Below are 17,251 nucleotides of genomic sequence, written 5' to 3' on the forward strand. Positions count from 1 at the left end.
TTCAGCGTGCTGGTCAACGGCGAGGCACAGAGCCAGGCCGCGCTCGATGTCGCCCGCGAAGTGGTTGGGCCGGATCTTGCTCGCGTCAGCTCCGAACCCATGATGGGATCCGAGGATTTCGCCGACATGCTGCACATCGTGCCCGGGGCCTATGTGTGGCTCGGCATGACGCCCGGGGCCATGGTGCACAACCCGGCCTACGTGTTCGACGATGCCATTCTGCCGATCGGGGCGTCGCTTCTGGCGCGGCTCGCCGAGACCCGCACCCTGGCCGTCGGCGCTTCCCGGGGGGCGCGCTAGCTGCGCCGCGGCCAGGCCTCGACGATCTCGGCCGTGTCGCGCAGGTCGACCTGGTGGCCGTAGCGCTGGCTGTAGAGCGCCATCATGGCATCGTGCGTGGTGTCGGACGAGGAGCAGAGCGCATCGCGGGCGACCACGATGCGGTAGCCGCGGTCGACAGCGCCCAGCACGGTCGCCAGCACGCACACATCCGTCTCGCCCCCTGACACGACCAGCGTGCCGACCTCGCGGGCGCGCAGGCCCTCGGCCAGTTCGGGCTGGAACCACGGTGAATAGACCCGCTTGTCCACCACGCGGCCCGGCGGCACGAAGCGGGCGAGGTCGGGCACGAGCTCCACCATCTCCGGCGCGAGGCGGTCCAGCGTCAGCGACTCCCAGCGCCGGTAGTAGTTGCGCCAGGTCCCCTGCCGCTCCTCTGCGTTCCGGGCCGGGATGAAGCGGGTGAAGATGGTCTGGGCCGGTGCCGCCTCGACCAGGCGGACGACCCGCGGCAGCACGCGCTCCAGCCAGGGCGTGTGCCACTCCGTATCGCGGGCGAACATGTTCTGCATGTCGACGCAGAGATGGACGGCGTTGTGGGACAGGATCTCGGACAGGTCGTCTGTGTCGGACATGAGGGGCAGGGGCGTCCTGTTGCGGAGCCGATGGTCTCGCATGGCGGGCGCCTGGATGCAGCGTCGGGCCGCCCCACCGTCCGTCGCCGGACGGCTCGCGAGGCTGGGGCGCTACGGCGCGCCGTCCTCCGGCGCCGCGGTGGCGACCTGGATCGGCACAAGCCCGGCCTCCGTCTTGACCACCGCGCGCGGCAAGGGCCCCGGCCGGTTCCCGTCGCGGTCGGTCTTCTCGTAGAAGCGGTTGCCGCCGGTCGCGACCAGGTAGTGCATGTTCGGATAGCGGTAGGTCCGCCCGGCCACGTGGAAGTGCAGCGCCGACCGCACGCCCGCATGGCGCTTGCCGGCCAGGATCGCGTCGGCGACCTTCTCGACCTGCGCCCGCTCGCTCGGCCGCATGGGCTTGGTCAGCACGCCGTCGGCGAATTGCCGCTTCTGACCGACCACGCCGCAGATGGTTTCGGGATAGTTCGGCGAATCGAGCCTGTTCATCACCACGGTGCCAACCGCCAGCAGGCCGTCGTCGTCGGAGCGCTGCGCCTCAAAATACATGGCCCGCGTCAGGCAATCCCGGTCCGGCGCGCCCGGCACCGCCACCACCTTCGGGGCGGGCCCGAGCGCCAGAAGGTCGGGCTTGGTCGCCTGGCAGCCGGCGGCCGCTAAGGTCAGAAGGGTCGCCGCCGCAAGCCGGCGGGCGCGTTTATGCTGCCCGTGGGTCATGATCTTCCCTCAGCCCGGTCGGGCGGTCCCTCATGCCCCCTTGCGCGAGGGGCCTCTGCGTCCGACGCGATGGCCGCCAGGAACGCCGCGCCGTAGCGCAGCAGCTTGCGATCCCCGACACCGTCGATCTGCCGCAATTCGGCCGGGCTTCGTGGCCGTTTCGTGGCCATCTCGATCAGCGTGCGATCGGGGAACACCATGAAGGCGGCCACGCCCTCCTGCCGGGCGAAGTCGAGCCGCACGGCCCGCAGCGCCTCGAACAGCCCGGCATCGGCCTCGTCCACCCCGGCGAGACGGGGGCTGCGGCCGCCCTGCCGGTCGCTTCGGCGCTGGCCCGCGGCCGGTTTCGCCAGCGGCCGGAAGGCGATTTGCTCGCGGCCGAACAGGATCGCCTCGCCGCGTTCCGTCAGCTTCAGCCCGCCATGTTCGGCGCTGGCTTCGGCCAGCGCGCCCGCCGCAAAGAGCTGCCGGATCAGGCCCTGCCAGCTGCGTCGGTCGCGGTCGCGGCCGATGCCGAAGGTCTTGATCTCGTCGTGCCCATTGCGCCGGATCGCCTCCGTGGCGTCACCGATCAGGATCGCGGCCAGGTGCCCGGTGCCGAAGCGCTGTCCCGTGCGGACCACCGCCGACAGCGCTTTCTGGGACTCGACGGTCATGTCCACGGCCTCATCGCCGGCCAGGCAGAGGTCGCAGGAGCCGCAGGGGCCCGACGTTTCGCCGAAATAGGCGAGGAGCCCCTGCCGGCGGCAGGTCGCGACCTCGCACAGGTCGATCATGGCGGCGAGGCGCCGATGCTCCAGTCGGCGCCGCTCGTCGGTGACGTCCTTCTCGTCGATCTGCCGGCGGCGCAGGACCATGTCGTCGAGGCCGTACAGGGTGAGGGTGTCTGCCGGCAGACCGTCGCGGCCCGCCCGCCCGATCTCCTGGTAGTAGCTCTCGATCCCGGCCGGCATGTCGGCATGGGCGACGAAGCGCAGATCGGGCTTGTTGATGCCCATGCCGAAGGCGACCGTCGCCACCATGACGACCCCGTCCTCCTGCAGAAAGGTGTCCTGGCGGCGGTCGCGGAGCCCGGCCTCGAGGCCGGCATGGTAGGCGAGGGCGCGGTGACCCCGGCCGGCGAGGCTGGTCGCCAGCCGCTCGGCGCCGGCCCGTGAGGACGTGTAGACGATCCCGCTCGCGCCCTTCCGCTCGCGCACGAAACTCTCGATCCGCTCGGACGGACGCTCCTTGGGCTCGAAGCGCAGGCCGAGATTGGGCCGGTCGAAACTGTGCACCACCGTCAGGGGCGGGCGGGGAAAGAGCTGCCGGGCGATGTCGGAGCGGGTTGCCGAATCCGCGGTCGCCGTGAAGGCGAGCACCTGCACCTCGCCCAGGGTCTCGCGCAGGCCGGCGAGCTGGCGGTATTCGGGCCGGAAATCATGCCCCCATTGGGACACGCAATGCGCCTCGTCGACCACGAGGCGGCGCAGCCCCGCCCGCCGCAGCCGGGACGGGAGGCCGCCTGCGCCGAGCCGTTCGGGCGACAGGAACAGGAGCCGCAGCGCGCCGGCATCCAGCCGCTCGAAAGTGTCGCGCCGGGCGTCCTCGCTTTCGGAGGAGTTGAGGGTCGCGGCCGCGACGCCGAGCGCCAGCAATTGCTGCACCTGATCGCGCATCAGCGCGATCAGGGGCGACACCACGACGGTGAGCTGCCCGTCGACCACCGCCGGCAGCTGGTAGCACATGGACTTGCCGCTGCCGGTCGGCATCACGGCGAACACGTCCTGGCCGGCCAGGATGGCTGCCACGATCTCCTCCTGGCCGGGTCGGAACTCGTCGTAGCCGAACACCTCCTTGAGGGCGGTCCGGGCCGCGGACCCGGCAGGGCCGGGGAGGTCGTCGGGGAAGGCGGCCAGCCCAAGGAGGCTGGCGGCCGGGTTCAACCTTGCCATGCCCCCGCCATACCGGCTCGGCCCGCGCGGCCCAAGACACAGGAGGACTTCTTCTCGAAAGACGACGGTACGGGACGAGACCGGGGCGGCCGCCCCTGGCGTCGGCCGGCGGCTCGTGCCGTTGAGGGAAGGGTCCGTCGCGCTCCGCAGCGCCGCAGTGAGGAGCGCCGGCCCCGCCGCCGGGCAATTCTCGCCCGATCACGGGGATCGCCATGCTGCCCTCCGCCAAGCCGGGACCGCTGAAGCGGCTCTTCGCCCCTGCCACGCTGGCTGCGATCGCCGTGGCGGCGCTGCTGGTCGCCGCCGTCTGCGGCGCCCTGGTAGCCGTCTGGATGGCGGAAGGTCCCGGCCTGCCGCATGCGGCGGGGCCGGCCCGCCTCGAACTCGCCTCCAGGATCGAGATCCGCCTCCGGGGCGAGATCGGTGAGGGCACGGCGCATCACCTGCGCCAGCTGCTGCGGGCGCATCCGGAGGTCAGGCTGCTCTCGCTGTCCAGCGACGGCGGCCTGGTCGACGAGGCGGAGCAGATGGGGGACACGGTGGCCGCGCTCGGCCTGTCCACCTATGTCCCGGACGGGTGCCTGTCGGCCTGCACCCTGGTCTTTGTGCGGGGCCGCGAGAGGCTCGTCGCGAGCTCGGGCCGCCTCGGCTTTCACGCGCCCTGGGAGTGGGACGAAACCGGCAGCCAGCCTGTCGAGGTCTCGGCCGAGCAGGAGCGGCAGGCCTATGTGGCCGCCGGCATCGCCCCCGATTTCGCCGCGGAGGCGGTCCGCGTGCCCTCATCCGACATGTGGTATCCGGAGCGCGAGCGTCTGATCGCGGCCGGCGTGGCGACGGATTTCGTGGACTCGGCCGACCTGCCGGACCGGCTCGCCCGGCTGCCGCCGCAGCGGCGCCGGGCCGCGGCCCTCCCGGCGGGCCGCGGGGTTTACCGGGGTCAGACGTCCAGGTTGGCGACCGAGAGCGCGTTTTCCTGAATGAACTCGCGGCGCGGTTCGACCACGTCGCCCATCAGCTTCACGAACAGGTCGCCGGCATCCACCGAATCCTTGACCTTGACCTGGAGCAGCGACCGGACGTTGCGGTCGAGCGTCGTTTCCCAGAGCTGCTGCGCGGTCATCTCGCCAAGGCCCTTGTAGCGCTGGAGCTGGAGGCCCTTGCGGCCGACCGTGGTCACGGCGTCGAACAGCGACAGGGGACCGTGGATCGGCACCTCGTCGGACTTCCGGATCAGCAGCGCGCCGCCGCCATAGATCTCGGCCAGGGCCGCGCTGCGCTCGTGCAGCCGCCGCGCCTCCTGGGAGCTGATCAAAACGGAATCGAGATGGGCCGCCTGCGTGACGCCGCGCAGGGTGCGGACCAGCACGTAGCCCCCGTCCTGGGCCTCACCGCCCCAGCCGTGTTCGAAATCCTCGGCCAGCACGTCCAGCCGGGCGGCAAGCCGGGCGGCGGCCGGGTTGGCCCGGTCGGGATCCTCCGCCACCTCCGGATCGAGCGCGCCCACGATGGCGGCCTGCTCCACGATGGTGCGGTCGTAGCGGCTGTGCAGGGAGCCGAGCACCTGGCGCACCAGGCGCGACTCATCGATCAGGGCGCGCAATTGCGGGCCGGCGAACTCGGCCCCGGAGGACAGGCGCAGCACTGCGCCCTCCGTCCCGGCATCGACCAGGAAGTCCTCGAGCGCGCGCTCGTCCTTCAGATAATTCGCGTTCTTGCCGCGGGCCACTTTGTAGAGTGGCGGCTGGGCGATGTAGAGGTGCCCGCGCTCGATCAGCTCCGGCATCTGGCGGAAGAAGAAGGTCAGCAGCAGGGTGCGGATATGCGACCCGTCCACGTCGGCATCGGTCATGATGATGATGCGGTGGTAGCGCAGTTTGTCGGGGTTGAAGGCATTGGGCCCGTCACCCCGGCCGATCCCGGCCCCGAGCGCCGTGATCAGCGTGCCGATCTGGTCGGATGACAGCATCCGCTCGAACTGCACCCGCTCCACGTTCAGGATCTTGCCGCGCAGCGGCAGCACCGCCTGGAACGAGCGGTCGCGGCCCTGCTTGGCGGAGCCGCCGGCGGAATCGCCCTCGACCAGCAGCAATTCGGACTTGGCCGGGTCGCGCTCCGAGCAATCGGCGAGCTTGCCCGGCAGGGAAGCGACCCCGAGCGGGTCCTTGCGGACGATTTCGCGCGCCTTGCGGGCCGCCTCGCGGGCCTTGGCCGATTGCACCACCTTGCCGACCACCTTCTGGGCCTCGGCCGGGTGCTCCTCGAGCCAGGTCGACAGCCCCTCGTTGAGGATGCTCTCGACCACCGGCCGCACCTCGGAGGAGACGAGCCGGTCCTTGGTCTGCGACGAGAATTTGGGATCCGGCACCTTGACCGAGACGATGGCGGTCAGGCCCTCGCGGCAATCGTCGCCCGTGAGGCCCACCTTCTCGCGCTTGGCGAGGCCGGAACTCTCGGCATAGCCCGTGATCTGCCGGGTGAGGGCGCCCCGGAACCCGGTCAGATGCGCCCCGCCGTCGCGCTGCGGGATGTTGTTGGTGAAGCAGAGCACGCTTTCGTAGAACGAATCGTTCCACCACAGCGCCACCTCGGCCACGATGCCGTCGCGTTCCGACCGGACCACGACCGGCTTCTCCAGCAGGGCCGTCTTGGAGCGGTCGAGATAGCGCACGAAGGCCTCGATGCCGCCCTCATAGACCAGCTCCTCGCGCCTGATGTTGCCGTGACGCTTGTCGGTGAGGACGATGCGGACGCCGGAATTCAGGAAGGCGAGCTCGCGCAGGCGCTTCTCCAGCGTGGCGAAATCGAATTCCACCATCGTGAAGGTGGCCGAGGAGGGCAGGAAGCTCACCTCGGTGCCGCGGCGGTCGCCCGCCTCTCCGACGAGGGCCAGCGGCGCCACGGGATCGCCGTGGCGGAATTCCATCCAATGCTCCTGGCCGTCGCGCCAGATCCGCAGCCGCAGCCATTCCGACAGGGCGTTCACGACCGACACGCCGACGCCGTGCAGGCCGCCGGACACCTTGTAGGCGTTGCCGCTCTCGTCGGTGTTGTTGAACTTCCCGCCGGCGTGGAGCTGGGTCATGATGACCTCGGCCGCCGAGACGCCTTCCTCCGTGTGGATGCCGGTCGGGATGCCCCGCCCGTTGTCGGACACCGTGCAGGACCCGTCCGCGTTCAGCACCACACCGACTTCGGTCGCGTGGCCCGCCAACGCTTCGTCGATGGCGTTGTCGACGACCTCGTAGACCATGTGGTGCAGGCCGGACCCGTCGTCGGTGTCGCCGATATACATCCCCGGCCGCTTGCGGACGGCGTCGAGGCCCTTGAGCACCTTGATCGAGTCGGCGCCATAGGCGTCCGGCGTCGGCTTTTCGGCCATGCGTGGCGGTCTCTCTTCGGGAGGCAGGCAGGATCGCGGCACGCGCGATTCGTCTCTGCCCCTATGTAAGCACCCCGGCGGCCGATTACACGCGCAGGCGGGTGCACGCCCGCGGACGGTGACGTCGCAGACGCCCCGGGCGGCCGCAAGGTCCGCCTTGGGGTCGCGCCGCGAGCGGCGCGCCGGGGCCTCAGTACGTCACGACCACGTCGCCGCCACCCCGGCTCTGCACGAGGCCGAACAGCCGCCGGGCGTTGCCGGTGGCCAGCCGGATGCAGCCGTGGCTCGCCGGACGACCCAGCAGGCCGACCGCGGATGTCCCATGGATGGCGTAGCCGCCGTGGAAGAACAGCGAATAGGGCATCGGCGCCATGTTGTAGGTCCGGGAATGCCACATCTGATGCATGCGCTGCACGCGGTAACGCCCGGGCGGCGTCACGTAGCCCCGGCGCGCGGTCGAAACAGGCCAGGTGAAGGCCAGCCTGTTGTCCACATAGACCTGCATCACCTGCCGTGAATTGCTGATGCGGGCCACGATGCCCGCTGTGGCCGGGGCCATGCCCATGACCAGGAGGCCGAGGGCGAGGAGAAGGGTCGTCCGACGCATGGCAAACGAACTCAAGCTGGAGGCCGAAGCCTCGGTTGGTCCGCATCCCGCAGAAGTTCTCGCGCTGCCCCCACCACAAGTAAAGGCTGAAAACGACGCCCTTTCCGTCCAGGGTGAACGTGGACGGTTGACGCGGCCCGGCAACCCCCATAGATCCCAGCCCGGGCCCAGGTGGCGGAATTGGTAGACGCGCTGGTTTCAGGTACCAGTGGTGCAAGCCGTGGAGGTTCGAGTCCTCTCCTGGGCACCAATTCGGTGTTCGCAGACGTTCGCCCGCGACGACAGACTCCCAGACACTCGAAGAGCTGAGCCGCCGCCCGTTTGCGGCTGTTCGACGTTGCACGCCGGCAGCCGGTCGGAGCGGGGCCTTGGGCCTTCGCGGAACGGCCTCGTGCGGCCCGGCGAGGCCCGTCAGCATTCCCCCTTTCGCCATGGCCCGGAACCGGTGAGCCGTCATCTCGTTGGCCCGGGACCCCATCCGGCGTAGCGCGGCTGCCGTGTTCTCGGACATCGGCGGCCCGGGCTTTGCGAGGGCGGGGACGACGACCCGATCGCCTTTGGGGGGACACCATTCGTGCCGAAGCCGGGTTCAACCAGCCCGCGGCGCTTCGTGCCTCAGCCTCTTGGGGCGGGCATGGAAGGGCGCGCTTCCGACCCCGTCCCGACCGCGGCCCTAATCAGTCGGGGGCCGGCCGTGAGAGGTTTGGCTGGTTTTAGGCCAGCCGGCGGGGAAGCGGACATGAATGCTGCGGCATTTCTGACGCTCTTTGGAGACCACGGCTCCGTATCCGGAGACGGAGACGGAACTTGAGCCATGCGGAGGTTGACGCAGCATAGGCCCCTCATCTCCGCTGGACATACGCAGGCGCTGGCAGGTTATTCGCCATGCCTGTCCGGCGTTGCTTGGAATTGCCAGCTTCACCATGGGGCGGCTCAGTCTGTGCTGCCCCGCCCGCGTCTGACGTTTGCCACTGTTCCCGTACGGGCCTAGACGAGTAGGCTCGGTGGCCTACCGCGCATGTCCGAATCGCACCCCCGGCAGCTACCTGCTTTTCGCAAGGGCCGACATGGAAACGACCGTTGCCTACACCGACCTTGAAGCGAGTTCCGAAGCTGGGCAGGAGCTTGGCCTGAAGGTCCGTACGGGCCTGGGCAGGACGCCGGACGCGGTGGTGATGTTTGCGTCCCCGAAATACGACCATTCGGCGCTGCTCAGCTCCTTCGCCGACGAATGCCCGTGTGAGGTCGTCGTCGGTGCCTCCTCGGCAGGCGAGTTCACCCGTGAGGTTCGCGGCCGGGGCATGGCGTGCGCGCTCGCCTTCTACGCTCCCGACATTCGGTTTTCGGCCTGCGTGGGCCAGGACCTGAGCCGCAACCCGAAGAGCGCTGCCCGGCAGATCGTGGCCGGGTTCGACGAGCGCTCGGACAGGAAACACAGCTTTCGCTCAGCCCTGGTTATGACCGACGCCATGGCGGGCCATGCTGACGTGCTGGTTGAGGAACTGACGCTCGCGACTGCGGGCCAATACCAGTTCGTGGGGGGTGGCGCTGGGGACGACGCCCAATTCAGCCGCACCCCGGTCTTTTTCGGCACGCAGGTTCTGACGGATGCGGCGGTCGCCCTCGAGATCCTGTCCGACAAGCCGGTCGGCATCGGCGTGAGCCATGGCTGGGAACCCTGCGCTGAAGCCTTCCGGGTCACCGAGGCGAACGGCATGCGGGTCATCAGCCTGAACGGCTTCCCTGCCGTGGAGGCGTTCCAGGAGCACGCCGAACTCACGGAGCAGAAAATCGACCGAGACGCTCCGATCCCGTTCTTCCTGCACAACATCCTCGGCATCGAGGTTGGCGGGGCCTACCGGCTGCGGGTGCCGCTCGCGATCAACGAGGACGGCTCGGTCCTGTGCGCGTCGGAGGTGCCCGTCGGAAGCGTTGTCCGGATCATGCGCAGCTCTGAGGTCTCGGCGATCACGGCAGCGGAACGGGCCAGCGATGCCGCGCTGAGGGCGCTCGGAGAGCACAAACCCCAGGCCGCTCTCTTTTTCGACTGTGTCGCGACGCGGCTGCGCCTGGGCGACCGCTTCGGATCGGAGGTCGCAGCCGTGACGGAGAAGCTCGGCGGCATCGATCTCGCCGGCTGCAACACTCATGGTCAGATTGCCCGGGCGGACGGCCAGTTCGAAGGCTTCCACAACTGCACGGCCGTGGTCTGCGTCTTTCCGGAGTAGGGTGCTGTCGACCGAGGCGCGCATTCTGTTCAACGCGCTGGCTGATCCCGGGTGCCGGCGCGAGAACGCTGACGTGCTTGCTCGGCATGTCGGCGCGCGTGCGCTGCTCATCCTGATTCCCGACCGGGAATTGGGGGCCCTGCGGCCGGCCCCCGGCTTCCCGCAAACGTTGCCCGGAGGACCGACCTGGCGGACGCTGCTGGCGCGCTGCCGGGACGCTGCCGAATTCACCACGGACATCGCCTATCCGGATGCCGCGTCCGTCGAGAGAGCGGAGGTCCACGTCTGGCCGGATCGCACCGCCCTCATCTTCATCGGAGGCAGGCCGACGATCCGGAGGGCGGAACTCGACGGCGCGCTGCCACTCCTCTCGGCGCTGCTGCGGTCCGAGGGCGCCGGCCTCGAAGCCGCCGGGCACGCCCGAGCCGCCCAGGATGCCTCCCGTCGGGCGCGGGAGCTTGCGACGGCGCTCGACGGTGCGCGGGGAGAGATCGCCGGCAAGGCCCACCAACTGCAACGAGCTCTGTCGGAATCGGCCCGTCTGAACACGGAGCTACGGCTGCTCAACGAGACCCTTGAACAGCGCATTCTGGATCGAACCCGGGAGCTTCAGACGGAGGTGGAGGAGCGGCGCAAGGCCGAAGCTGCCCTCGCGCAAGCTCAGAAGATGGAGGCGGTCGGACAGCTCACCGGCGGCATCGCGCACGATTTCAACAACCTCCTTCAGGTCGTCGTGGGCAACCTGGACATCCTGCAGAGGAACCTGCCGGAGGATGCCACCCGGCTCCGTCGCTCCGCCGACAATGCGATGAAAGGGGCCCGCAGGGCGGCCACGCTGACCCAGCGCCTTCTGGCGTTCTCGCGCCGGCAGCCCCTCGACCCCAAGCGGATCAACGTCAACGCGCTTGTGTCGGGCATGTCGGATCTTCTGCACCGCTCGCTCGGGGAAACCGTTGCCGTCGAGACCGTCGTGGCGGCGGGGCTATGGCCGGTCGAGGCGGATGGCAACCAGTTGGAAAACGCGGTGCTGAACCTCGCCGTCAATGCGCGGGACGCCATGCCGGAAGGCGGCAAGCTCACGATCGAAACCGCCAACACGATGCTCGATGAGGCATATGCGAGGGCGCACGCCGAGGTGCGTCCGGGTCAGTACGTCGCGATCTCCGTGTCGGACACAGGCGTCGGCATGGACCGGGAAACGGCGGAGCGCGTTTTCGAACCCTTCTTCACGACGAAGGAGGTCGGGAAAGGCACCGGCCTGGGGCTCAGCATGGTCTACGGCTTCGCCAAGCAGTCCGGAGGCCACGTCAACATCTATTCCGAGCCGGGCGTGGGCACGACGGTGAGGATCTACCTGCCGCGCCTGATCGGGGGCAGGTGCGAGGAGGATGTTTCCGAGCTGAACATGAACTCGGAGGGCGGGGGACAGGAGACCATCCTCGTCGTCGAGGACGACGAGGACGTTCGGGCCTACTCCGTGGAGACGCTGCGGGAGCTCGGGTATCAGGTCATCGAGGCACAGGACGGTCCCTCAGCGCTGCGGGTGCTGGAACGGCAGACCGCTGTGGACTTGCTGTTCACCGACGTGGTGCTGCCGAACGGCCTGAATGGGGAGCGCCTCGCCCGGGACGCGCGGGCGCTCCGGCCATGGATCAAGGTTTTGTTCACCACGGGCTATTCGCGTAACGCGATCGTCCACCACGGGCGGCTGGACGCCGGCGTGCAACTGATCGCGAAACCGTATTCGCATGCCGACCTGGCAACGAAGGTCAGGGACGTGCTGGACGGGCTCTGATCCGCAGCAGCCCCCGCCCGGCTTGGGAGCGGTCACACGGCTGCTTTCGGGACCGGCGCTTCGCACCACAGGCAGCCGGGTGCTCCGGACCCGCCTCCGTCAGGCGGGCCCGAGCTCCGTTTCGGTCGTCCCGGGTCGGCCTTACTCGGCCGCTTGCAGGACCGGGGCCAGCGTCACGGCCCGGGGGTCCTGGTCGAAGGCGTCCGCGTAGCCGCGCGTCTCGATCTCACCGACCACCTTCATCAGGAGCCGCAGGCCCATCGGGGCGAGGGCCCGGCGCCACAGGCTGCCGGCGTCGTCGTCCGGGTAGACGAAGCACCATTCCTGCGCCGCGAGCTGACCCGCATCCATGCCGCCGGACAGGTGGTAGACGCTGCCCCCGGCGATGGGATCCTTTTCGCGCAAGGTCCACTCCACGGCCGCGATGCCGCGATGGCGCGGCAGCAGCGACGGGTGGTAGCCGATCGAGGCGATGCGCGCCTTGGCGCGGGCATCCTTGCTGACGAAGGCATGGGTGTGGGCTGCGACCAGCACGTCGACGCTGTCGGCCGGCAGATCGGAGGCCTCGACGCGGCGCGGCTCCGCCAGCACGGTCAGCGGCACGCCCGCCGCCCGGGCCGCCTTGGCCAGCGCATCTTCGCCGTTGGTTGCGGTCACCGACAGGTCGTGGCCCGCCTCCCGCAACAGGCGGAACATCTCGGCTCCAAACCACCGTGTCCCGACGAGTGCCACCTTCATCACGTGATTCCGCTTGCTCCAGATTGCGGCCGCACCATGCCGCAACTCGCCTGCCGAGGTCCATTCGGCGGGAGCCGGGATGCGACATCGCGGGCCGAAACGGTTCGGCGCGCGAGGGGTTGAATCCTGGCGTGAACGAAGGAGCCTTCGCATGAGACCGATATTGCTCGCGCTCGCCACCGCCGCCGCCGCCACGGTGGCCGCCCTCCCGGCCGCAGCGGCCGAGCCGCTCCGCACCCGGGTCTACGTGGCGCCCTACCTGGCCGGGCTCGATCCGGACGAGATCCAGGATTACCGGATGGAACAGCTCGAGCGCCGCCAGGAAATGCAGCGGGAGGCGCTGCGGATGCGCCAGCGGTCCGAACGGCGCTTCGTCGATCCCGACGCAGATTGACCGGGCCGCCCGGCCGACGTGCCGGGCCGGGCGTGACGCTGGGGCGCAAAACGCCTTCCCTGCTATTCAGGGCCCGACCGGCCGGGCCTAGGCCTGGGCCAGGCCGGGGCACAGCGAGACCCCTGCCGGGGGAGGACAGGAATGGTGGACGACGTGGACCGGCGCCTGGCGCAGGCAGACGGGCGCCTGGCCCAGAACGCGGAGACCACCAAGCGGGCGGCGGAGGCCACGGCCGGCGCCGCCGTGAAGGCCAAGACCGCGGCGGAACGGGCGACCGAACTCGCCGCCGACCGCACCCTGTTTGCGGCCGAGCGGACCTATGCCGCCTGGGTCCGGACCGGGCTCGTCGGCCTGGCCAGCGGCATCGGCTCAAACAAGCTGCTGGCGGGCGTCGTGCCCGGATGGATGATTCTCGGCACCGGCACGGTGCTGTTGTTGTTCTCGGCCTTTTGTTTCGGCGCCGGGGTCTGGCGGCAGCTCGTGATCGGCACCGCGCCGGCCGAACCTGGCATTCGGCGCATTCCGCCCGTGATCCTGGCGGTGGTGAACGGCTTTCTCGGGCTCGTCGCGCTCACGGCTCTGGTCGGGCTCTGGGTCGGGCCGGCAGGCTGAGCAGCGAGCGGCCGGGTCACGGTCCTGCCGCGGCGAACGCCCCACAGGCGAGGATCGGAGACCGGCCGCCCACCCGCTGAAGGGCGCTCGCGACGTCGTCGCGGATCCCGTTGAACGCGTAATGTGGATGGCTTTCGGGCACGAAAAGGTCCGGCAGGACGTGGTAGGGCGTCACGCCGCTGCGCAGGGCCCGGTCGTATTTCGTGCCGGGATCGGTCGAGCCGTGGCCGACGAGTTCGGCATAACCGCCGCCGATCTCGACCTCGGCTGGCTCTCCGGGCCCCTCGAAGCTCAGGTGGAGAAAGGTGGCGAGGCCGGAGACCGCAAAGCAGCTCAGCGGATCTGCCCGCCAGGCGAGGGCGGCGATCACGGCGTCCTCGCCGATGCTGAGCTCCGCGAAGCCCGGCAGGTGCAGCACCTCCTCCAGCACGTCGCGGCGAAGCCAGAGCATCTTCTCCTTGAAGGGCATGATGGGCGAGGCCCCGGCCACGAAGGGCTGAAAATCCAGCGCCCGAGCGGCCCCAAGCTTGACCGAATAGGCGCGGTGCCGCTGGTCGAGGAAGCGGCGGGCCGCGCGGCGCAGGTTCAGGTCGATCTCGGGGTCGGCCGTGTAGGTGCTGTCGTCGTCCATCAGCATGGCGAGCCGGTAGCTGCAGCCCGCATGGACGGCCGTGAACGCCGCCGCCGCGACCTCGCCGATGCAGCGGTGCGGGCGCGCCGCCGGCACGATCACCAGGCCCTGGGCCGCGATCAGCCCGGCGAAGTCCCCCTCCAGCGAGGCCAGCACCGCGGGTCCGTACCCTTGCGCGTAGACCCAGATGCAGCAGGACAGGCCCTCGCAGAGGAGCGCCGGCCGGTAATGGTGCGCGAGATCGGCGAGCAGCCGCCTGAGGCATGTCTCCCGACCGCGGCTGTAGATGATCACGGCGACGTCGCAGCCGATCGTGTGCAATGTTCGCCCCGCCCCGCCGCCGGGCGGTTTCGCCGCGGGCGCGACGCCACGTTGCCGGACCGGGCTCGGCCGGTCAAACGGCCAAGCTTGCGGGCCGCCCCGGCCTTGGGCCGGATCCCGGGTGCAAGGCCGGCGCGAACGTGCGAGACGATGCGCCGAAGAGGGCGCGGCACCCCGGGCCCGCCTGGACCATGGGTCGAGCATGGCCGACCACCAGCGCATCGAGATCACGCCGGAAATCCTGCTCCGGGCCTATGCGGCCGGCATCTTTCCGATGGCGGAGGGTGCCGACGACCCGGGCATCTACTGGGTCGAGCCGCAGCAGCGTGGCGTCTTTCCGCTTGATGCCCTGCACATCCCGCGTCGACTCGCCCGGACCGTCCGGCAGGACGTCTTCGAGATCCGGGTCGACACGGATTTCGAAGCGGTGATCGCCGGCTGCGCCTCGCCGGAGAACGGCCGCGGCCGAACCTGGATCAACCGGCGCATCCGCGATCTCTACGGGGCCCTGTTCGATCTCGGCTATTGCCACACCGTCGAGTGCTGGCAGGCCGGACGGCTCGTCGGCGGGCTCTACGGCATCAGCCTCGGGGCGGCCTTCTTCGGCGAATCGATGTTTCACCGCGCCCGCGACGCTTCCAAGGTGGCTTTCGTCCATCTCGCCGCCCGGCTGCGGCGGGGCGGTTTCCTGCTGCTGGACGCGCAATTCGTGACGGACCACCTCGCCACGCTCGGCGCCGTCGAGGTGGCGCGCCGGCACTATGCCGGAGACCTCGCGGCCGCGGTTGCGGCCGAGGCGGAATGGTGGTCGTGGCCCCAGGGGAGGGCGGTGAGCGGAGGCGAGGCGCTGCAGGCGTTGCGCGGCGGAGCCTGACCCGGCCCCGCGGCCGGGGTCCAGGCCTACCGGCCCGGGTTGAACCCGCCGTACTGCCCTTGCGGCTGGCCCTGGTTCGTCGGGTAGAATCGGCGGCTCGGCTGCTGGCTCGGCCGCACCTCGACCCCGCGCGGCGCGTCCACGTCGATCTGCCCCTGGGAGTTGCGGCGGGCCGTGCGGCCGCCGGTGGTCCCGCGCCGGGCGGGCTGCTGCGCCGTGGTGACGGGCGGCTCGTCATCCTTCTTGTCGGCAATGACCGCGGTGCCGCCTTTGCACTCGGTCAGCCAGACGTCGTAGACGGCGTGCTCGATCCCGTGCAGGCCGGGGCTCGCCGCGAACATCCAGCCGGAGAAGATGCGCCGGTACTGGTTGTCGAGCGTGACCTCGTCGACCTCGAGAAAGGCGTCCGTCTGCGGGCTTTCGGTCGGCGGGCGCGAGAAGCAGACCTTCGGGGTGATCTGCAGGGCGCCGAACTGCACCGTCTCGTCGACGGCCACCTCAAACGAGATGATCCGACCGGTGATCTTGTCGAGCCCGTTGAAGATGGCGGTCGGGTTCTTGATCTTGTCGGCAAGCGCCGGCCCGCTGAGGCAGATGCCGGCGAGCGTCAGAGCGAAGAGCCTGGAAGAGCGGATGCGCATGGGCCTGCTGTCGTGTGCTTCTGCCCGGGACGGCCCTAGCGCTTGATCTCGATCTCGAGGAACGCGAACGGGCCACCGGAGCCGTTGACGACGTTGTGTTCCACCCCCTCGGGACGAAAGTAAGGCTTGGCGAAGCCGAGCGGCGCCTCGTGCACGCCGCCGCCCGGTTCCTCGAGGATCAGCTTGCCGTCGGCCAGCGGAACGACGACGTAATCGTGTCCGTGTCGGTGCCAGCCCGTCTCCGCCCCCTCGGCGAAGCTCCACTTCGTCACCGCAACCTTGTCGTTGTCGACGAGGACCTCGGGTTCCGCCTTGGGCCGCGTCATGGTGCTCTCCCGGTCAGCCGCTGTGCTTCTGGAGGTCCAGGGCCTGGCCGTGCGTGCCAGGATGGGCCCTGGCTTTCGGCACGTCGCGGCCGTCCGGGGAGAGCCCCTCACGGTCGTGCCCGGACGACAAGGCGCCGTCGGGCGACCAGGCGACATAGTCGCCGGTCGCCGGGGGGCGACGACCGGAGGCTCGGGTCGAGCCCTGCGGCCGATAGGCCTGCGCGGTGCCGGTCATGTTGGGGAGGTGGCCGAGCTGCCAGTCGCGGGGCACGTAGCTCTCTTCCGACGGCGGCACGTCGACGGTGTGGGCGAGCCACCCGCGCCAGGAGGGCGGGATGCGGGACGGCTCGGCCTCCCCGGCATAGATGACCCACCGGCGCTCCGGCCCGACGGACGGGTCAATCACCGGCCCCATGGCCCGGTAATACACGTTGCCGAATTCGTCGGTCCCCACATGGGAGCCGTGCCGCCGGGTGTACCAGTAGGTGCCCCAGGTCTGGCCGTTCCACCAGGTGAAGGTGCGGGTCAGGAAATCGATCAGCTTCATGGCATATCCGCTGGCTCGGATAGGCCGATCCCGGCCGGCTGTCCAGGCGCGGATGCACGCGCCGTCCCCAGCCTCAGGCCGGCGGGCGGCAGAGGATCACGGTGAACGCGGTGTCGACCCGCCAGCGGAAGCGGCCGTCCACCAAGGTCAGTCGCCCGGACGGCGCCGGGCTCGTCCAGAGCCGCGCCGGATACCCCTCGGGCGCGGCGGCCCGTTGATCCCCCGGGGTGACGATCGCGGCCGGGCGGCGGGCATCGCCGCAGAAGGCTGTCACGGCGCCGGCGGACAGGACGACGTCCTCCGGCTGATGGGCGTCCCGGTCCCAGCCCCGCAGGTCGGCCGGGCGCAGCAATCCGGCTGCGAGCAGGGCGTCGACGCGGCTCTTCCATTCGAGGGCCAGCGGCCGGGAGAACAGGGCGGGCCCTTTTTGCAGAAGGCTGGCGAAGGCCGGGCGCCCGGCCCAGAACCACGGCTCGATGTCGCCACCGGCCCAAAACACCTCCCCGGGCGTCCCCTGGAGCAAACGCCGCAGCTCCGCCACCTGCGGCCCCGGGCCGAGCGCCCGCTGGTCGGGTTCGCGCGCGTCCCAGAGC

At 70.1% G+C, this 17,251-nt stretch carries 17 protein-coding genes, 1 tRNA gene and 1 pseudogene; 8 read left to right on the forward strand and 11 right to left on the reverse strand.

Going from position 1 to position 17,251, the window contains the following annotated elements; genetic code table 11:
• Positions 1–300 (forward strand): M20/M25/M40 family metallo-hydrolase (locus JWR86_RS15900; protein ID WP_299567336.1); only part of this gene is annotated, 300 nt, incomplete at its 5' end.
• Here the strand turns inward: JWR86_RS15900 and JWR86_RS15905 are convergent.
• The 3 genes from JWR86_RS15905 to recQ form a co-directional block, all read right to left on the reverse strand.
• Positions 297–914, reverse strand: a complete 618-nt coding sequence (locus tag JWR86_RS15905; protein WP_299567338.1) for a cysteine hydrolase — start codon at positions 912–914, stop codon at positions 297–299. The two genes, JWR86_RS15900 and JWR86_RS15905, sit on opposite strands and share 4 nt — an antisense overlap.
• A gap of 111 nt (positions 915–1,025) precedes the next feature.
• A complete protein-coding gene (locus JWR86_RS15910; protein ID WP_299567339.1) occupies positions 1,026–1,631 on the reverse strand; it encodes a cell wall hydrolase in 606 nt (201 codons plus the stop codon).
• On the reverse strand, positions 1,628–3,565 hold the full coding sequence (recQ, locus tag JWR86_RS15915; RefSeq protein ID WP_299567340.1) for a DNA helicase RecQ: 1,938 nt from the start codon (positions 3,563–3,565) through the stop codon (positions 1,628–1,630). Before recQ ends, JWR86_RS15910 begins: the two co-directional genes overlap by 4 nt.
• 212 nt (positions 3,566–3,777) lie before the next feature.
• On the opposite strand from recQ, the gene JWR86_RS15920 reads away from it, so the two are divergent.
• Complete coding sequence (locus JWR86_RS15920) at positions 3,778–4,542, forward strand: hypothetical protein (protein ID WP_299567341.1); 765 nt, start codon at positions 3,778–3,780, stop codon at positions 4,540–4,542.
• On the opposite strand, the gene gyrB is transcribed toward JWR86_RS15920, so the two are convergent.
• Positions 4,503–6,944, reverse strand: a complete 2,442-nt coding sequence (gyrB, locus tag JWR86_RS15925) for a DNA topoisomerase (ATP-hydrolyzing) subunit B (protein ID WP_299567343.1) — start codon at positions 6,942–6,944, stop codon at positions 4,503–4,505. The two genes, JWR86_RS15920 and gyrB, sit on opposite strands and share 40 nt — an antisense overlap.
• Before the next feature lie 190 nt (positions 6,945–7,134).
• A complete protein-coding gene (locus JWR86_RS15930; protein ID WP_299567344.1) occupies positions 7,135–7,551 on the reverse strand; it encodes a L,D-transpeptidase in 417 nt (138 codons plus the stop codon).
• Between the two features lie 165 nt (positions 7,552–7,716).
• Here JWR86_RS15930 and JWR86_RS15935 point away from each other — a divergent pair.
• The 3 genes from JWR86_RS15935 to JWR86_RS15945 all read left to right on the forward strand — a co-directional run bounded on the left by JWR86_RS15935 (position 7,717) and on the right by JWR86_RS15945 (position 11,574).
• A tRNA-Leu gene (locus JWR86_RS15935) sits at positions 7,717–7,801 on the forward strand.
• Positions 7,802–8,618: 817 nt separating this feature from the next.
• Complete coding sequence (locus JWR86_RS15940) at positions 8,619–9,779, forward strand: FIST N-terminal domain-containing protein (RefSeq protein WP_299567345.1); 1,161 nt, start codon at positions 8,619–8,621, stop codon at positions 9,777–9,779.
• A complete protein-coding gene (locus JWR86_RS15945; protein WP_299567346.1) occupies positions 9,709–11,574 on the forward strand; it encodes an ATP-binding protein in 1,866 nt (621 codons plus the stop codon). Before JWR86_RS15940 ends, JWR86_RS15945 begins: the two co-directional genes overlap by 71 nt.
• A 141-nt stretch (positions 11,575–11,715) precedes the next feature.
• Here JWR86_RS15945 and JWR86_RS15950 read toward each other — a convergent pair whose 3' ends face one another.
• Complete coding sequence (locus JWR86_RS15950) at positions 11,716–12,270, reverse strand: formyltransferase family protein (RefSeq protein WP_299567347.1); 555 nt, start codon at positions 12,268–12,270, stop codon at positions 11,716–11,718.
• Positions 12,271–12,463: 193 nt separating this feature from the next.
• Between JWR86_RS15950 and JWR86_RS15955 the strand changes: the two genes are divergently transcribed.
• Positions 12,464–12,706, forward strand: coding sequence for a hypothetical protein (locus JWR86_RS15955; protein ID WP_299567349.1), 243 nt, complete (start codon positions 12,464–12,466; stop codon positions 12,704–12,706).
• A 141-nt stretch (positions 12,707–12,847) separates the two neighbouring features.
• Complete coding sequence (locus JWR86_RS15960) at positions 12,848–13,318, forward strand: DUF202 domain-containing protein (protein WP_299567350.1); 471 nt, start codon at positions 12,848–12,850, stop codon at positions 13,316–13,318.
• A 16-nt stretch (positions 13,319–13,334) separates the two neighbouring features.
• Here JWR86_RS15960 and JWR86_RS15965 read toward each other — a convergent pair whose 3' ends face one another.
• Positions 13,335–14,270 (reverse strand): hypothetical protein, encoded by a 936-nt coding sequence (locus JWR86_RS15965; RefSeq protein ID WP_299567351.1) that lies wholly within the window; start codon positions 14,268–14,270, stop codon positions 13,335–13,337.
• 202 nt (positions 14,271–14,472) lie between these two features.
• On the opposite strand from JWR86_RS15965, the gene aat reads away from it, so the two are divergent.
• On the forward strand, positions 14,473–15,144 hold the full coding sequence (gene aat, locus JWR86_RS15970) for a leucyl/phenylalanyl-tRNA--protein transferase (RefSeq protein WP_299567352.1): 672 nt from the start codon (positions 14,473–14,475) through the stop codon (positions 15,142–15,144).
• A 26-nt stretch (positions 15,145–15,170) separates the two neighbouring features.
• Here aat and JWR86_RS15975 read toward each other — a convergent pair whose 3' ends face one another.
• The 4 genes and pseudogenes from JWR86_RS15975 to JWR86_RS15990 all read right to left on the reverse strand — a co-directional run.
• Positions 15,171–15,785: a DUF2155 domain-containing protein gene (locus JWR86_RS15975; protein ID WP_299567353.1), complete on the reverse strand. Its 615-nt coding sequence runs from the start codon at positions 15,783–15,785 to the stop codon at positions 15,171–15,173.
• Between the two features lie 35 nt (positions 15,786–15,820).
• Complete coding sequence (locus tag JWR86_RS15980) at positions 15,821–16,111, reverse strand: cupin domain-containing protein (RefSeq protein ID WP_299567354.1); 291 nt, start codon at positions 16,109–16,111, stop codon at positions 15,821–15,823.
• Between the two features lie 139 nt (positions 16,112–16,250).
• Positions 16,251–16,658 (reverse strand): annotated as a pseudogene (locus tag JWR86_RS15985) (NADH:ubiquinone oxidoreductase subunit NDUFA12); the annotation flags it as partial.
• 73 nt (positions 16,659–16,731) lie between these two features.
• The coding region (locus JWR86_RS15990) for a hypothetical protein (protein WP_299567355.1) at positions 16,732–17,251 on the reverse strand (520 nt) is incomplete at its 5' end.

It is taken from the genome of Enterovirga sp., assembly GCF_028290205.1.
In the GTDB taxonomy this organism is placed as follows: Bacteria; Pseudomonadota; Alphaproteobacteria; order Rhizobiales; family Beijerinckiaceae; genus Enterovirga.

Excerpts from the sequence above, each read along its gene's own strand:
- JWR86_RS15910 (WP_299567339.1), bottom strand. The coding sequence starts at position 1,631 with ATGACCCACGGGCAGCATAAACGCGCCCGCCGGCTTGCGGCGGCGACC.
- JWR86_RS15905 (WP_299567338.1), bottom strand. The coding sequence starts at position 914 with ATGTCCGACACAGACGACCTGTCCGAGATCCTGTCCCACAACGCCGTC.
- JWR86_RS15930 (WP_299567344.1), bottom strand. The coding sequence starts at position 7,551 with ATGCGTCGGACGACCCTTCTCCTCGCCCTCGGCCTCCTGGTCATGGGC.
- gyrB (WP_299567343.1), bottom strand. The coding sequence starts at position 6,944 with ATGGCCGAAAAGCCGACGCCGGACGCCTATGGCGCCGACTCGATCAAG.
- JWR86_RS15950 (WP_299567347.1), bottom strand. The coding sequence starts at position 12,270 with ATGTTCCGCCTGTTGCGGGAGGCGGGCCACGACCTGTCGGTGACCGCA.
- JWR86_RS15960 (WP_299567350.1), top strand. The coding sequence starts at position 12,848 with ATGGTGGACGACGTGGACCGGCGCCTGGCGCAGGCAGACGGGCGCCTG.
- JWR86_RS15940 (WP_299567345.1), top strand. The coding sequence starts at position 8,619 with ATGGAAACGACCGTTGCCTACACCGACCTTGAAGCGAGTTCCGAAGCT.
- JWR86_RS15980 (WP_299567354.1), bottom strand. The coding sequence starts at position 16,111 with ATGACGCGGCCCAAGGCGGAACCCGAGGTCCTCGTCGACAACGACAAG.
- JWR86_RS15955 (WP_299567349.1), top strand. The coding sequence starts at position 12,464 with ATGAGACCGATATTGCTCGCGCTCGCCACCGCCGCCGCCGCCACGGTG.
- aat (WP_299567352.1), top strand. The coding sequence starts at position 14,473 with ATGGCCGACCACCAGCGCATCGAGATCACGCCGGAAATCCTGCTCCGG.
- JWR86_RS15920 (WP_299567341.1), top strand. The coding sequence starts at position 3,778 with ATGCTGCCCTCCGCCAAGCCGGGACCGCTGAAGCGGCTCTTCGCCCCT.
- JWR86_RS15975 (WP_299567353.1), bottom strand. The coding sequence starts at position 15,785 with ATGCGCATCCGCTCTTCCAGGCTCTTCGCTCTGACGCTCGCCGGCATC.
- recQ (WP_299567340.1), bottom strand. The coding sequence starts at position 3,565 with ATGGCAAGGTTGAACCCGGCCGCCAGCCTCCTTGGGCTGGCCGCCTTC.